The sequence below is a fragment of the Mesorhizobium sp. WSM3879 genome (assembly GCF_002294915.1).
Taxonomy (GTDB): domain Bacteria; phylum Pseudomonadota; class Alphaproteobacteria; order Rhizobiales; family Rhizobiaceae; genus Mesorhizobium.
On sequence record NZ_NSFZ01000019.1, the window covers coordinates 19,623 to 34,406 of the forward strand.

Sequence of the window (14,784 nt, forward strand, 5' to 3'; positions counted from 1 at the left end):
GCAAAGACGGATCAGACGGAGAAAAAACTCGGCAAGACCCCTTTTTTCGCAGGGGAGCGCCTCGGTTGGCCGGGATCCCGCTGCCGACCGCCCGTGATGCAGCGCTAATTTGACGAAAATGAACACTCGATAGGGGTTAGAAATGAAAGGTATAGCAACTGCCGCGTTAAAGGAGCTCAAACGCCCGGACCTTTTCCAAACATGCGCCTATCTGAATGGAGCTTGGCTCTCCAAGTCTGAAACGGTCTTGGTTGTGGATCCGGCTACTGGCCAGCCTTTGGCTCAGGTGGCAGCCTGTGAGGTGTCTGATGTAGATAACGCGGTTAGCATCGCGAGAACCGCATTTGAACAATGGCGCAATGTCCTACCTTTGGATCGGGGCGCATGCCTGCGGAAGTGGGCTGCAGGTATGCGCGAGAATGCGGAAGACTTAGCCGCCATAATGACCGCCGAGCAAGGCAAACCATTGACCGAGGCGCGCGGTGAGATTTCATATGCCGCTAGCTTTCTTGATTGGTTTGCAGCGGAGGGCGAGCGGGCATATGGCGAGACCCTCCCGAGCCATCTTGCGGGTAGCCGGCTCTTTGTGCAGATGCAGCCGGTCGGAGTGACCGTCGCTATCACCCCTTGGAACTTTCCGTCGGCGATGATCACCAGAAAAGCAGGGGCCGCGCTGGCTGCCGGGTGCACCATGATTGTCAAGCCGGCCCCGGAAACGCCCTTGTCAGCCCTGGCGCTTGCCCATCTTGCCGAGGAGGCAGGAGTCCCCGCCGGCGTGTTTCAAGTGATCACAGGAGAGGCTGCCCCACTCGCAGAACGGCTATTGGCTCACAGCGATGTGCGGGCATTCTCGTTCACCGGCTCGACCGAGGTTGGTCGCATCCTGCTCCAGCAATCCGCAGAAACTTTGAAGAAGGCTTCACTTGAGCTCGGCGGCAATGCTCCTTTTATCGTTTTCGATGACGCCCCGTTAGAGACTGCCGTAGCTGGATGCATGGCAGCCAAATTCGCCACGTCCGGTCAGGACTGCCTGGCAGCTAATAGGATCTATGTCCAGCGGGGGAGTTATCAGCGCTTTGTGGACGAATTCGCGAAGGCCACAAGTAAATTGAACGTCGGGCACGGATTCGAGCCCAGTGTCGACATTGGCCCACTGACCAAACCATCTGTCGCGGAAAAGTGCAGGCGACAGGTTTCCGAAGCTCTTTGTGCCGGAGCCCGCATCGTTGTTGGGGGACAGGATAGTCCGCTCGGGGGCAATTTCGTGACTCCAACTGTTCTCGCCGACGTCACGGATGACATGCTGGTCGCGAAGGAAGAGACCTTTGGGCCGGTGGCTGCAGTCCTTCCGTTCGATAAAGAGGCGGAAGTGGTTTCGCGAGCCAACAATTCGGAAATGGGCCTTGCGGCATACGTTTACACAAGAGATCTGAACCGCGCCATGCGGCTGACCGATCAGTTGGAGTATGGCATGGTCGCCGTTAATACCCCGAAATTCACCGGCGCTCCCATACCTTTCGGCGGGTGGAAGCAATCCGGCCTCGGTCGCGAGGGCTCAAGACATGGTCTGGCCGAATATCTCGAACCCAAATACGTGTGCATCGGTAACGTAGCAGACTGAAAGGGAAGCGTATGACCATCGACATCAAGGACATCTGCGAGAAGGATAGAAACGCTGTCCTGCATCCTTTCACGCAGCTGAAGGATTTTGCCACCGGCAAGCTCGGCGATCCTACCATCGTCGAGACGGGCAAAGGCATTCGCATCCAAGATGCACATGGCAACCAACTAATCGACGGGTTCGCCGGCCTTTATTGCGTCAACGTCGGGTACGGCCGCAGCGAAGTCGCCGAAGCGATTTCCCGCCAGGCTTTCCGGCTCGCCTACTACCATTCCTACGCTGCCCACACGACCGACGAGCTTGCGATCCTGTCCGATCGCCTCGTCAAGATGGCGCCAGGCAAGATGAGCAAGGTGTTCTACGGCATGTCCGGGTCGGATGCGAACGAGACCCAGGCCAAGCTCGTCTGGTACTACAACAATCTGCGTGGCAAGCCGAACAAGAAGAAGATCATCTCGCGTGAACGCGGCTATCACGGCTGCAGCGTCGTGTCTGGCTCAATGACGGGCATGAGCTTTTATCACGACCACATGGACCTGCCGCTCCCGCAGATCGTTCACACCGGTGTTCCGCATCACTACTGGGGCGCCATCCCAGGCGAGTCCGAACGCGAATTTTCAGCGCGGCGCGCCGAGGAGCTTGATCAGCTGATCGAACGCCTAGGCCCGGACAACGTTGGCGCCTTCATCGGCGAGCCGGTGCTCGGCACTGGCGGCATCACACCTCCGCCGGAAGGCTATTGGGAGGCAGTCCAAGCCGTTCTCAAGAACCACGATGTGCTGCTCATTGCAGACGAAGTCATAACCGGCTTTGGCCGGACTGGCTCGATGTTCGGCTCGCATCATTACGGCATTGAGCCAGACCTCATCACGATCGCAAAGGGTCTGACTTCGGCCTATTTCCCACTTTCCGCGGCAATCGTCGGTGAAAACATCTACAACGTCCTGGAGGATGGGGCAGACAAGGTCGGAGCATTCTCTCATGGTTACACCTACTCAGGGCATCCGATCGGGGCTGCCGCAGCCAACGCGGTGCTGGACATCGTTGAGAAAGAGGACCTTCCGGGGAACGCTCGCGAGGTCGGTGCATTCTTCCAAGCGCTGCTGAAGGAGAAATTCGGGCAGTTGCCGATCGTCGGCGAAGTGCGCGGCGTCGGGCTCATGGGGGCAATCGAGTTCGTGACCGATCGGGACAAGAAAAGGCGTTTTGATCCCACGCTCAAGGTTGGTGCACGAATTTCGAAGGCAGCGCGTGAACGCGGTCTTATCGCACGCGCCATGCCGCAGGGTGACATTCTGGGCTTCGCCCCTCCCTTGGTGACAACCAAGGCTGAAGCCGAAGAAATCGTTGGCATCGCCGAAAGTGCTGTGCGCCTCGTTATGGATGAGCTCACGCGAGACCGGCTTAACATCTGAGGCGAACGACAGTGAGCTTGAGATGTCAGGCCGCAGTGAAAAACATGCCCAACGTTCGCAGGCGCAGCCTGGGCGCTCTATCGAGCGGTCACGGTGTGGCGAGGCAAGTAGGGAGAACAAGTGCACTTTGCGGGAGCACCCTCGTCGGAACCCGGCGCGATCGAGCTTTCGACGCAGCTAGCAACGATTTCGCCAGAATGCCGTCGAACACGTCGACAGGCATTTTGCATACTGCTCCGGTCCCCGACGAAGGAGTCGTCGCGCAGTTTCGCATGGTGCCGCTGGAAGCACGACAGATCAGGCTAGGAGAAAGGGAGCCCCGGAAATGCTAGACTCACAGTCTACTTGCCGAAATTTCTGCTTTTACCTCCTACCGGCCTTTTCGCTCCAGGCCTTCTCGTCGGCAGTAGAAGCGTTGATGCTCGCCAACGAGGTGTTAGGGCGGGACGTGTATAGGTGGCAGGTCATTTCAGACGACGGGCAACCTGCATCCTCAAGTTGCGGGCTGTCCGTTTGCGCCGATTCTTCATTGTCCTTCGAACGTGAAAGAATCCGTCGATTGAGCTCAGCACCAGCGGTCGTGATCGTCGGCGGCCGCAATACTCCAAGTCCGCACAAACAGCTTGATGCTTGGGTACGAGAGTGTCGCAACCGCCGCGGCAGCCTCGTAGCGATAAGTAGTGGTACGGTTGTCCTTGCTCGGGCGGGACTTGCAGAAGGGCGGCGCTGCGCGGTTCACTGGGAGCAGTTTCCTACATTCTCTGAGCGGTTCCTAGATGTGGTAGCCACTCAGACCGCGTTCGAGCGGGATGGGGATCTATACACATGCGCCGGGGGGGGCGCCCCCTTTGACATGTTTCTGGAGTTTGTTGACCGCCATCATGGGACGATAGTCGTCAATCGTATTTGCGAAAAAGCTATCGCGTATAGGACCCGTTCGGCGGGTGACCGCCAACGACTGCCTCTTCATTCTCGGGTGCAACTTAACCATCAGGCGGTGATTAAGGTGATCGAGGAGATGGAGGCTAACCTCACGGAGCCAGTGCTATTGGACGAACTTGTGGAGTCAGCCGGCCTATCCCGCCGTCAAATCGAGCGGCTGTTTAGACGGGAACTGGGATGTTCTCCGAGCCGCTATTATTTGGATCTTCGTCTGGAACGTGCGCACCTTCTGCTCATCAGCTCGCGTCTGCCAGTCGTCGAAATCGCGATGGCTTGCGGCTTTGTCTCTGCATCGCATTTCTCAAAAGCGTATCGGGATGCTTACGGATGCGCGCCGCATCAAACACGATTGCCAGTTTACCAACGAGAAAAAATGCGGTCGAACGGGTCGGAAAATAGAATCCGGCAAATCGATCAGAGGCTAAGTAGCGAAAGAAGGCCTAACTGCCATTAGGAGAGCGCGGCAATGTTTCTCCGGGCCGCATGTTTTTCTAGATAGAGCATGGAGCTCCATTTGGTGTCAGAATACCAGCCGGGGAACCAGAGTTCACCGTGACTCCGGCTTTCGATCATCTCTTGACCATTGTCCCGTTGCAAGCCGGCTCGGCCCAGCCGTTACTAGAACTGGCCGCGAACACACTCGCGGCACATAGAATAGGATAGTTCAATATGATCCAATTGCCTTTGCGCTTAGCGAATACCGCAGCAAGCTTTCCGCCATCCGCGCCGAAATGGCGCGCCGCAACCTTGACCTGCTGATTGTCAACGATGTCGCCAACCAGCACTCCATCACCGCCAGTGACGGCTGGTCGTTTTACACGCGCAAATGGTCCTGGTGCCGCTCGCCAGCGAGGAGCCGGTGTGGATCGGTCGCGCCATGGATGCCGCGGGCGGGCTGTTGACCGCATGGATGAAGCCCGAGAACGTTGTCGGATTTCCGGAAGATCATGTCCAGAGGCCTGACCGCCATTCAATGGACTGGATTGCTGCCTGGATCGAAAGAAAGGGCTGGGTACGCGGCAATACGGCATCGAGCTCGAGGCCTACTACTATTCCGCTAAGGCGCACGCGAGTCTGACCGCGGGCCTGCCCAATGCCATCTTCCACGATGCCGACCTTCTGGTGAACTGGATCCGCAGCGTCAAGTCGGACGCCGAGATCGGCTATCTCCGCAAAGCCTCGCGCCTTGCCGAGGCGGCGGTCACCGCGGCCTATGATGTGATTGCGCCAGGTATGCGCGAGTGCGACGCAGTCGCCAAGCTCCAGGCCGCCCAGATAGCCGGCTCGCCGGATTTCGCTGGTGACACCACTGCCCTCCTGCCGACCATATTGGGCGGCGAAAACGCCTCGGCGGCGCATATCATGTGGAGCGACCGCCGCTTTGGCGACAAGGAAACCGTCGCACTCGAACTCGCCGGGGTTGTGCGCCGCTACGCCGCCGGGCTGGCGCGGACGCTTCAGCTGGGGGCCATGCCTGCCAAGGTCAACGACACCGGCAGGGCCGTGCTGGAAGGCATGGAGGCCGTCCTCGCTGCGATCAAGCCGGGTGTTGTGGCGCAAGACGTCGAGGCGAGCTGGCGCAAGGTCATCCAGCGTTACGGCCCAGAGAAGAAGTCCCGCATCGGCTATTTCATCGGGGCCGCTTATCCGCCAGACTGGGGTGAACACACGATCAGCCTGCGCCAGGGCGACAAGGCGATTTTGAAGCCGGGCAACGTCCTTCATTCCATCCTCGGTATGTGGATGGATGGCTGGGGCATCGAATGAGCGAAACTATCCTCGTCACCGCCGACGGCTGCGAAACGCTGACCAGCTTCCGGGGAGAGATCCATGTCAAATGCTGATACCGGCAAGGTATTGATGGATGCCGCGCTGGAGCGCCGGATGAGCCACCTCCACCGCAATCCGGAGCTCTCGAACGACGAGAGCGAGACCCAGGCCTTTCTGAGACAGGTGCTGGAAGACGCCGGGCTGAGCGGAATCAGGCCCGGCCGGCTTCGGTCTCGCCCTCGATATTGTCGGTGCGGCCAGGTCGCTCGAACCGCAAAATCGTGATCCGTGCCGACATCGACGCGCTACCGATCACGGAAAGCCTCGGGCGTGCCGTACAGCTCTGAGCGTCCGGGCGTCATGCACGCCTGCGGCCACGACGCTCATACAGCGATCGGCTATGCGGCCAGCGTTCTTCTGGAGCGCCAGAAGCAGTCGTTTTAGCGGCACCGTCAGAATCTTATTCAGCCCGCGGAAGAGGAGGAACCGCTCGACGGCCGCCGAGTCATAGAGGAAGGGCTGCTGGACGACGTCGACGCGGCGATCGGCATCCAGGTCGATCCCTATACCGCGACCGGAAAGATAGCGATCGGCGCGGGGCCGTACACGCTTGCCTGCGATATTTTCGACATCACCATCACCGGCAATTCCGCGCATGCGGCAAAACCGTCCGAAGGCGCCGACGCCATCGCCATCGCCTGCTCGATAGTGATAGAGCTGCAGAAGATCGTGTCGCGCGAGATCGACCGTATTGACCCGCTGGTCGTCTCTATCACCGGCATCGCAGGCGGCGGCGGCACTTACAATGTGGTCGCCGCCGAGGCGAGGCTGAAAGGCGCAGTGGGCATGGAGCGACCCGCCAGCATGCGAGGAAGAGGTTGCTGCAGATCGCGGAGGGCGTCGCTTCAAGTGACAATGCCGGTGCGGAGGTGGACCTGAGGCCTGGTGAACCACCGGTCATCAACGACCTTGACGTGGTCGAGATCATCCGCCGAACCGGTGCCGGCCTGCTGGGGCAGGACAATATGCTGAATGCGCCGGGCTGGACCGCAGCCGATGATTTCGCCTTCTACAGCCGGAAGTGCGCGTCAGTCTATTTCCGGCTCGGCATCCGCAACGAGGAGGTCGGAGCGGTCTATCCACTTCACAATCCGCGATTGCGAGTCGATGAACAGGCGCTGTCGACAGGCGCTGGTGTTCTCTGCAACGCTGCCCGAAATTTCTTGATGCCGGTAGTGCTAGCCCGCCGGAATAAGCATTGCGGCCCAGGATACCCCCTCGCCTAATTCCCTTGTATTGACTACAACCACTTCGCGGCTCGTGCGTGACAATGCTGACGGGCTCCGCCGATCGGCTGAAGCCGCATGTGCTGCCGCGAGGTGCAGCAAACCTTGCGACAGTAACTTCTCGAATTCAGGTGGAACAATGGAACTTCAGAAGTTGGCTGTAGAGCAAAATGGAGGGTTGACAGCTTCGCTCTGATCGATGTGAATGGCATGCGCTGCATTGTGCAGCAGGTGGAAATCCGAATTCCTGATCAGCCTTGCCAGCTTCAGCCCTTGTTCCGGCGTTACGGTTGGGTCGTCCTTGGACCAGATAATCAACGTCTCGGACTGAAGCCGATCAAGGTAAGGGAAGATGTATCTTTGTTGTAGCGCAACTAGAGGCGCATATTGGTTTCTTCTTCGGGCAGCTCCTGGAATAACTCCATTGTCCGATGGCCGCAGCTCGCCCACAGGCCTCTCGCTTCGCGTCTTCCACATCCTGCCCACAGGCGCGGGGGCCTTTCCACCATCTACTAACGTATTCCTGTTCGTTCGGCATCGGTCCCGAATAGTCGCAGGCCTGCTGGCAGGTCTGCATCCAAGCATCGTCACGGTCGTCTCCAAGCGCTGGTGATACGGAGTTGGCGGTCAGCAGCACGAGCTTGGAAACAATGTCGGGACGCACAATCGCGACCCGCGCGGCGACGAATGATCCTTCTGAATTACCCACCAACGTGATCTGCTTCAATCCCGCGCTTCGGTGAAGCCAAGCACGTGATCCACACGACCCAGGTGGTTGATGTATTGTGATCAGCGGGATAATCCGTCCCACCGAAGTGGAGCTGGGAAGCCGCGACCACTCTAACTGGTCGGACAGCCGTTCAACTGCCGCACAAAGGAACTCTTCCCTCCGCGACGAATCTCCCGTGTAGACATACAATGGGCTCCCGGCTCCGGCCTCGCAATATGAGGTCGCGATATCGCCAACGGATATGCGGTGTTGAGTAATCATTGGTTTTCTCGCGAGCGGACCGCTTACTTGTGAGGATACCAGCGTCACTGGGACGCCTTTGCGCAATCATCTTCTATCAGCGAGACAAGGCATCTCGCTATTGCAATTAGACGACCGAAAGGCGCGAACTGATGAGCAGCAAAACGGAAGAACTGGCCGGGATCAGGTCGGCTTGTAACACCTGCGCGGATGGGGCGATGTCAGCAGCAGCAAGGGCCGAGCGACGGCTTATAGCGAGACATGGCAACATCCGTCTCAATCACACCGCCTGAACTCAGTGAGCCGCGCCGCCGTTTACGGCCGGGGTGAGAATGGCGTGGTCGGGCTTCTACCGTCCCCCAATCTAAGGCGGCGCCGTTATTTCGCCTCCAGTACGGCGCTGAGGAACTGCCGCGTCCGCTCGTTCTGCGGATTGCCTAAGAGCTGGTCGGGCGGGCCCTGCTCGATGATCTCGCCGTCGTATAAGAAACAGACCCGGTCGGAGAATTCCTTTGCGAAGCCCATCTGGTGCGTGACCATCAGCATAGTGAGGTCATGCTCGGCGCCGAGCTTGCGGATGACGCTGAGCACCTCCCCGATCAGCTCCGGATCGAGCGCCGATGTCACTTCGTCGAACAGCATTACCTTGGGCCGCATGGCCAGCGCACGAGCGATCGCCACGCGCTGCTTCTGTCCCCCGGAAAGTTGGATCGGGAAGTGATTCTTCTTTTCGCTGAGCCCCACCATCTCGAGCAGGTCGGCGGCGCGCGTCTCAGCTTCCTTCTTCGGTAGCCCGAGCACGGAAACCGGCGCCTCCATGCAGTTTTGCAGCGCGGTCATGTGCGGGAAAAGATTAAAGTGCTGAAAGACCATGCCGATCTTGCCGCGCACCCGCCTGAGATGCCGATCGCTCGCCAGCACCATCTGCCCCCTCTTCTGCACGTGCGTCAGCGGCTCACCGTCGACCCATATCACCCCCCCGTTGATGCGCTCGAGCGTCATCAGCATGCGCAGCACCGTGGTCTTGCCCGACCCAGAAGGGCCGATGATGCTAACTTTCTCGGCGCGGGCGATGTTGAGATTGAGTTTGTTAAGCACCGTCAGCTCGCCGTAGCGTTTTGTGACGTTCTCGAAGCGGACGATGGGTTCGTTCATGACCTTCCCCTTGCACGGGATGTCGGGATTGTCCGGCACGGTCATCGCCCCATAGCGTTTTGGGATGTTATCGAATCTGATTCCCGGCTCTTTCACGACGGATCTCCTACTGCAAATGATAGCGGCGGTTGAGCCACAGGCTAACCAATTGCAGAATGGCGGAAGCGACCAAGCTGAACACGAGAAAGAAGAAGCCGGCCATGATTATGGCCTCGGTATAACGGTAGTGCTCGGCCCCGAACTTCTTCGCCTGCTGCAACATCTCCAGGATCGCGACGGCCGCTAATGTCGGCGTTTCCTTGAACATACCGACAAAGTAGTTGCCCAGGCCGGGCACGATGGGCGGGATTGCTTGCGGCAGGATGATGGCGTGCCAGGCTCGTTGCCGCGACAGGTTGAGAGCCGTGCAGGCCTCCCACTGGCCTTCTTTCACCGCCAGGATGCCGGCACGATACACCTCAGAGCAATACGTCGCGTAGTGGATGCCGAGCACGCCGATACCAGCCATCCAGGCGGGGATGACGATACCGTACTGCGGTCCCACGAAATAGATGAAGAAAACCTGCAGCAGCAGCGGCGTGGAGCGGATGAACTCCACGATTTCCGCCAGGGCTTTGGACACGTAGCGGTTCGGCGACTGGCGGATCAGCGCCAAGACCAGGCCCAGCACTAGCGCGATCGCGAAGCCGAGCAGTGTAGCCTGAACCGTGATAATCGCGCCGCGGCAAAGGTACGGCAACGCTTCCCACACGTAGGTCCAGTCCCATGTGTTCATGACAGCACTCGCCGCACGAAGCCACTTGATAGGCGACGCTCCAGCCATCGCACGAAAGGCGTGATCAGGGCGCGTGCGATTACGTAGTATCCAAACAGTGCCACCGCGAAGAACAGCAGGTAGTTGCCGGTGGCGTCGGCTGCCAGCTTGGAGGCGGCAGTAAGCTCGGTGATGGTGATGAAGAAAATGAGCGAGGTCGACTTAAGCAGCTCGATCAGCAGGTTGCCCCAGGGCGGCAGCATGATCCGGACCGCCTGCGGCAACACGATGCGGCGCATCATGGTCAGCCGTGGGAAGTTGAGCGCGATGCAAGCTTCATACTGGCCGCCGTCGACGGCCTGGATGGCGGCGCGCACCAGCTCGGCGCCGTAGGCGGAGACGTTCATGCCGATGCCAAAGATGGCGACGGTCCACGGCGCTAGGGCGACGCCGAAGATCGGCAGCACAAAGAACATCAAGTACACCTGCACGAGGAGCGAAGTTCCGCGGAAGAATTCGATATAGCCAACCGCAAACCAGCGCAGCGGCCAAAGGGGAGAGACCCGGAGTAAGCCGGCGATCAGCCCGAGTACGATCGCAACCAGAGATGCGCCGACGGTTATGATAAGCGTGGTCATAGCGCCCTTGACGAGCGACGCCGCGCTGAAGCCAAGCGCCAATTCATTCATGTCCTTGCTCTCCGCCGAGCGCCTGCCCGGCCAAGACCGGGAGGCGCTAAGGTGTGGAAGACGGCTGAAGCCGGGCCTTACCCCTTGCAGAGCTCGGCGGTCGTGGTGGCGTCCGGAAGGTGGATTTTGGTGTAGCCGTATTTGCCAACCAACTTCATCATCTCGTCTGAGCCGATATAGTCCTTCAACGCCTTGTTGAAGGCGTCGACCTCAACCTGCTGATTGGGCAGGAAGGCGATACCGGAGTAGCCGGGCTTTTCCGACGGGCTGAACGGATCGGCCATTTCGACGCTGGCGTCCTTGTCGGCGAGGTGCTTCACGGTGAAATAGAAGGCCGAGCCCCCTGCCGCGCGGCCGGCTTTCACCGCCTGCAGGATTTCGGCCGGGCCGGCGACCTGCATGATACGATTTTCCGGAATGCCGCCGTTTTTGGCGGTCTTAACCGTCTCGTAGCCGGCGGCGGTGACCAACGTTAGACCCTTGTCACGGATATCGCCGAAGGAGTGCAGATCTTCAGGGTTGCCCTTCGGAACAAGCAGGCCCTCGGTAAACTTTCCGATCGGTTCGGAGAACAGCACGTTACGGCAGCGCTCGGGCAGGATGTACATGCCGCCAGTGATGATGTCGAAGCGGCCCGCCTGCAGGCCAGGAATGAGCGACCCCCATTCCGCGACAATCGGCTCGACCTTGGTCGTGCCGAGCTTCTTAAGGATGTTGAGCGTGATGACGTTGAAGAAGCCGAGCGGCTCATTGCTTTTGCCCGGGTAGGCCGACGGAGGAGTGTTGGAGAATCCGATCCGGATCGTCCTTCCGCTCTTGATCTTCTCGAGTAGTGTCTGCGCCAAGGCGGAACCGGCGAACCAGGCGGTTGCCAGCGCCGCCACACCCAAAGCAGCCGTACCCTTCAGAACAGCGCGCCTGAAAACATCACCCCTGTGCTCAACGCATTGCCACTTGTTCATAAGTAATTCCTCCGTTCCTTCTAGCCGCTGGCCACACCAGCACGCACCGTGAGCGAATTCATATCCATCCGTCGAGATAGACTACCAGTTATGATGCGGGTCCCTTGCTATGCGAGCTTAATTGCGCCTCGGTAAACCGGGTTAGATCCAACTTGCCCACCGTTGATACCGGGCCACTCAGTGTCCACTTCGCGCTCATTCCAATATGAAAAGTTGACGCGGCGCCTTTGTAAGAACCTCGACGCCGGATTCGGTGATGCGAATGCTTTCGCTAAGCACATAGCCGAAGTCCTCCTCGACCCAAGAACCTAGGTGCAAGTGGAAGGTCATGTTAGGCTCAAGAACCGTGGTATCGCCCAACTTGAGGCTGGTCGTATTTTCCATCCAGTTGATACCGATGGAGTATCCGGCGCGCGACCGCTTCTTGAACCCGTGCTTCTCAGTCGTGCTGTGAATCACTTTGGCCACTTCTCCGCTCACGGCGCCGGCGCGGATTACATTCAGCCCCGCCTCGAGGCCGGCGAGTTGGGCTTCATGGATACGCAGCAAGCGGTCGGACGGTTTGTCCAGGATATAGGTCCGGCAGATCGGAGCGTGGTAGTCATGTCGGACGCCAGCTATTTCGAGATTGACCTGTGAACCTTCCCGGAGGGTGTCCTCGCTCCAGGTGGTATGCGGATTTCCAATTCGAGACGTGGCGCTGAGGAAGGGCGTTGCGATCCAAGTTCCGGGCTTGCCGTTCGCTCCACGGGCGAGCGTCCCGACAATTTCGGCGATGGCATCTGCCTCCCGCATGCCGGGGCGCATAACTTCGGCCGCCCTGAGCACACCTGCGTCCGAAATGGCAGCCGCTTCGCGCATGACGCTAATCTCAAGATCCGACTTAAGCGTGCGGATTCGGGGTACCACGGTCGAAAAGTCATGCATGCGGGCCTGCGGCAAACGGCACCTGAACTTTTCACCCGAGTAGAGCGTCAAGTTGCACAGCTCGAACCCAATGCTGCACTGCCCCAGTCCCTGATCCAACAGGAAGTCAATCACCGCATCGTGACCATCCTTGTCCGGGTCACCCATCAAATCTTCTGAGTAGCCTATGATGTTGTCACGTGCCATGAACGTTTCCTGGACGGCGGCAGCAACGTCCATCCAGCGCAGGATGAAGACCGGCTCTTCCCGCGAGGCCAGGATGACAAGACCACGTGCGTCATAAGAGCGAGCAACCGACCCCGTGAGGTAAGTTATATGTGCGTTGTCTGTGATGACAACCGCCGCGACATCACGCTCAGCCATCCTGGTTTTCACCGCGTCAATCCTGCACATATATTCCGAGCGCGGGAATACCTGCGGGCCTTTGAATACTTGCATTACCAACTCCTATGACGTGCCTCAGAGTGTGTCTGGCCATGGCTCGTGCGCCTTTCACTGGATGAGCACAGCCCTACATTGCCATCGATCTCGCCTTGCAATTCAACAGATGGACACGGACTTACTCTCCGCAGCAACACTTGCGGACTGGCTGAGCATTACATGCAATGACGGTCGACCATGTCATTTTGCGCGCCTCTGCTTCCTGGTGCTCGATGGTTGCGAGATCCGGATGCCGACGTTTCTGGTCTGAACGTAGCCATCCAGTGCTTCCCCACCCTTCTCCCTGCCGTAGCCGGACTGTTTTACTCCACCGAACGGCGTCTCGACGCCGCCGACGTACCAACCGTTCACGTACACTTGGCCAGCCCAAAGCAGATCGGCCGTCCAGAGGGCTCGGTCAATATCCCGCGTGAACACGCCCGCAGCCAAGCCCAGATCGGTGCCGTTCGCGAGATCGACCGCCATTGCCGGATCATCGAACGCAGTGACGGCAAGAACAGGGCCGAAAACTTCTCTCTGGAAGAGGCTAGTCTCTTGCCCAACATCGGCAAAAACCGTGGCCGCCATGAAATAGCCGCTCCGCTCAGAAACTGCAGTTCCGCCGGTCACAAGCCGTGCCCCTTGCGAGAGGGCTATCTGGCAGGCTCGTTCGACTCCGTGTCGCTGCTTTTGCGAGATCAAGGGGGTGATTTCGAAGTTCTCGCGTCCTGGACCAACCGACATTCCTTCGACGCAGACCTTCACTTTCTCTACTAGTTCGTCGGCAATAGAACGTTCCACAAGCAGTCGAGTAAGGTTATTGCAATTCTGGCCGGCATTTAGAAAGCTCCCGATGCGCACCGCTTCTACAACGCCGTCAAGATCGGCATCAGAATACACAACCGCAGCCGACTTGCCTCCCAGTTCCATGATACAGGGCACTAGACGGTCCGATGCGTTCTTGAGGACCATCCGCCCGGTTGCCATCGAGCCCGTGAAGACGATGTGACGAACATCGGGATGGTTGATCAGCGACTGGCCTGCCGTTTGCCCGTAGCCGCTGAGCACATTGACTGCCCCGGCAGGCAGCCCCGCGGTCTCGCAGGCGCGTGCGATTTCAATTCCGGACAGCGGAGCCAGTTCGGGTGACTTCACCACCACGGAGTTGCCGGTTGCGATGGCGCACGCCAACGAACGCGCCGTCAGCTCTAGTGGACCGTTCCACGGGACGATCTGGGCGGACACGCCGAAAGGACTTCTGATAGTGTAGTCGACTAAATTGGCCCCACGCGGGATCGAACGACCTTCGAGCTTGTCGGCCAGGCCACCATAGTACCTCAGGTATCTAATGGCGGTTCGAACTTCGTCATGGGCGAGATCCAGCGCCTTCCCCGTCTCGGCGCAATTAATTGTCGCGATCTGCTCGCTTCGGGCTTCGAGTGCGTCAGCAACGCGAAACAGCATTCGTCCACGATCATAGGGGTGCATATCTATCAGAACGCGGTCGCGAAAGACGCGATGAGCGGCAGCAACGGCGACTTCGACATCTTCTGGCCCTGCTTCTGCTACGACGGCAATCGTTTCGGCATTCGAGGGGTCATCGACCTCGATCCGTGTACCGGACAGGGAATCCCGCCACTTGCCATCGATGTAATTTCTGATCACCTCTGCGTTGGCCATTCTAGCCCTCTTTCGACATCTCATCGGCGCGTGCCGCTGCTTGACGTAGTGACCTCCTCGGGCGGATTGGGTTGACGCCCGATGGCATTGAAGGCCTTGGCTTAACCTTTACGCCGGTCACGATCGACAAGGGTGGCCGCTACACGTGGAGAGCGCTTTGCGTTGCCTGAAGCTCATCCGCACGTTAGGTCGG

Annotated in this window: 14 protein-coding genes and 1 pseudogene; 7 read left to right on the top strand and 8 right to left on the bottom strand. The window is 59.0% G+C overall.

Annotation, left to right across the window (positions count from 1 at the left end):
* Positions 1-142: 142 nt before the first annotated feature.
* The 7 genes and pseudogenes from CK218_RS28110 (at position 143) to CK218_RS31270 (ending at position 7,034) form a co-directional block, all read left to right on the top strand.
* Positions 143-1,621, top strand: a complete 1,479-nt coding sequence (locus tag CK218_RS28110) for an NAD-dependent succinate-semialdehyde dehydrogenase (protein WP_095829625.1) — start codon at positions 143-145, stop codon at positions 1,619-1,621.
* A gap of 11 nt (positions 1,622-1,632) precedes the next feature.
* On the top strand, positions 1,633-3,036 hold the full coding sequence (locus CK218_RS28115; RefSeq protein ID WP_095829626.1) for an aspartate aminotransferase family protein: 1,404 nt from the start codon (positions 1,633-1,635) through the stop codon (positions 3,034-3,036).
* A 418-nt stretch (positions 3,037-3,454) separates the two neighbouring features.
* Positions 3,455-4,432 carry a GlxA family transcriptional regulator gene (locus tag CK218_RS28120; RefSeq protein ID WP_245435229.1) on the top strand — a complete coding sequence of 326 codons (978 nt, stop codon included), beginning with the start codon at positions 3,455-3,457 and terminating at the stop codon, positions 4,430-4,432.
* A gap of 277 nt (positions 4,433-4,709) precedes the next feature.
* Positions 4,710-5,822 (top strand): annotated as a pseudogene (locus CK218_RS28125) (M24 family metallopeptidase).
* Between the two features lie 286 nt (positions 5,823-6,108).
* Positions 6,109-6,192 (top strand): hypothetical protein, encoded by an 84-nt coding sequence (locus CK218_RS31525; protein ID WP_348628742.1) that lies wholly within the window; start codon positions 6,109-6,111, stop codon positions 6,190-6,192.
* 192 nt (positions 6,193-6,384) lie between these two features.
* On the top strand, positions 6,385-6,687 hold the full coding sequence (locus CK218_RS31265) for a peptidase dimerization domain-containing protein (protein WP_245435230.1): 303 nt from the start codon (positions 6,385-6,387) through the stop codon (positions 6,685-6,687).
* Positions 6,627-7,034 (top strand): M20/M25/M40 family metallo-hydrolase, encoded by a 408-nt coding sequence (locus tag CK218_RS31270; RefSeq protein ID WP_245435220.1) that lies wholly within the window; start codon positions 6,627-6,629, stop codon positions 7,032-7,034. Before CK218_RS31265 ends, CK218_RS31270 begins: the two co-directional genes overlap by 61 nt.
* Before the next feature lie 147 nt (positions 7,035-7,181).
* Here CK218_RS31270 and CK218_RS31275 read toward each other — a convergent pair whose 3' ends face one another.
* From CK218_RS31275 to CK218_RS28165, 8 genes are all read right to left on the bottom strand, one after another.
* The gene (locus CK218_RS31275; protein ID WP_245435221.1) at positions 7,182-7,484 is read right to left on the bottom strand and encodes an alpha/beta hydrolase; all 303 of its coding nucleotides are present in this window, start codon (positions 7,482-7,484) and stop codon (positions 7,182-7,184) included.
* Entirely contained in the window at positions 7,372-8,025 is a 654-nt protein-coding gene (locus CK218_RS31530) for an alpha/beta fold hydrolase (protein WP_348628741.1), read from the bottom strand. Before CK218_RS31530 ends, CK218_RS31275 begins: the two co-directional genes overlap by 113 nt.
* Before the next feature lie 357 nt (positions 8,026-8,382).
* Complete coding sequence (ehuA, locus tag CK218_RS28140) at positions 8,383-9,159, bottom strand: ectoine/hydroxyectoine ABC transporter ATP-binding protein EhuA (RefSeq protein WP_179294629.1); 777 nt, start codon at positions 9,157-9,159, stop codon at positions 8,383-8,385.
* 106 nt (positions 9,160-9,265) lie between these two features.
* Positions 9,266-9,934, bottom strand: a complete 669-nt coding sequence (gene ehuD / locus CK218_RS28145) for an ectoine/hydroxyectoine ABC transporter permease subunit EhuD (RefSeq protein ID WP_095829629.1) — start codon at positions 9,932-9,934, stop codon at positions 9,266-9,268.
* Positions 9,931-10,602 carry an ectoine/hydroxyectoine ABC transporter permease subunit EhuC gene (ehuC, locus tag CK218_RS28150; protein WP_095829630.1) on the bottom strand — a complete coding sequence of 224 codons (672 nt, stop codon included), beginning with the start codon at positions 10,600-10,602 and terminating at the stop codon, positions 9,931-9,933. The genes ehuD and ehuC overlap by 4 nt, the downstream gene beginning before the upstream one ends.
* Before the next feature lie 77 nt (positions 10,603-10,679).
* Positions 10,680-11,564, bottom strand: coding sequence for an ectoine/hydroxyectoine ABC transporter substrate-binding protein EhuB (gene ehuB, locus CK218_RS28155; RefSeq protein ID WP_095829631.1), 885 nt, complete (start codon positions 11,562-11,564; stop codon positions 10,680-10,682).
* Between the two features lie 195 nt (positions 11,565-11,759).
* On the bottom strand, positions 11,760-12,929 hold the full coding sequence (locus CK218_RS28160; protein WP_095829632.1) for a Xaa-Pro peptidase family protein: 1,170 nt from the start codon (positions 12,927-12,929) through the stop codon (positions 11,760-11,762).
* A gap of 183 nt (positions 12,930-13,112) precedes the next feature.
* Positions 13,113-14,591 (bottom strand): aldehyde dehydrogenase family protein, encoded by a 1,479-nt coding sequence (locus CK218_RS28165; RefSeq protein WP_095829633.1) that lies wholly within the window; start codon positions 14,589-14,591, stop codon positions 13,113-13,115.
* Between the last annotated feature and the right edge of the window lie 193 nt (positions 14,592-14,784).

Coding starts and splice junctions, on each gene's coding strand:
- ehuC (WP_095829630.1), bottom strand. CDS start 10,602: ATGAATGAATTGGCGCTTGGCTTCAGCGCGGCGTCGCTCGTCAAGGGC.
- CK218_RS31525 (WP_348628742.1), top strand. CDS start 6,109: ATGCACGCCTGCGGCCACGACGCTCATACAGCGATCGGCTATGCGGCC.
- ehuA (WP_179294629.1), bottom strand. CDS start 9,159: ATGAACGAACCCATCGTCCGCTTCGAGAACGTCACAAAACGCTACGGC.
- CK218_RS28110 (WP_095829625.1), top strand. CDS start 143: ATGAAAGGTATAGCAACTGCCGCGTTAAAGGAGCTCAAACGCCCGGAC.
- CK218_RS31530 (WP_348628741.1), bottom strand. CDS start 8,025: ATGATTACTCAACACCGCATATCCGTTGGCGATATCGCGACCTCATAT.
- CK218_RS28165 (WP_095829633.1), bottom strand. CDS start 14,591: ATGGCCAACGCAGAGGTGATCAGAAATTACATCGATGGCAAGTGGCGG.
- ehuD (WP_095829629.1), bottom strand. CDS start 9,934: ATGAACACATGGGACTGGACCTACGTGTGGGAAGCGTTGCCGTACCTT.
- CK218_RS28120 (WP_245435229.1), top strand. CDS start 3,455: ATGCTCGCCAACGAGGTGTTAGGGCGGGACGTGTATAGGTGGCAGGTC.
- CK218_RS28115 (WP_095829626.1), top strand. CDS start 1,633: ATGACCATCGACATCAAGGACATCTGCGAGAAGGATAGAAACGCTGTC.
- CK218_RS28160 (WP_095829632.1), bottom strand. CDS start 12,929: ATGCAAGTATTCAAAGGCCCGCAGGTATTCCCGCGCTCGGAATATATG.
- ehuB (WP_095829631.1), bottom strand. CDS start 11,564: ATGAACAAGTGGCAATGCGTTGAGCACAGGGGTGATGTTTTCAGGCGC.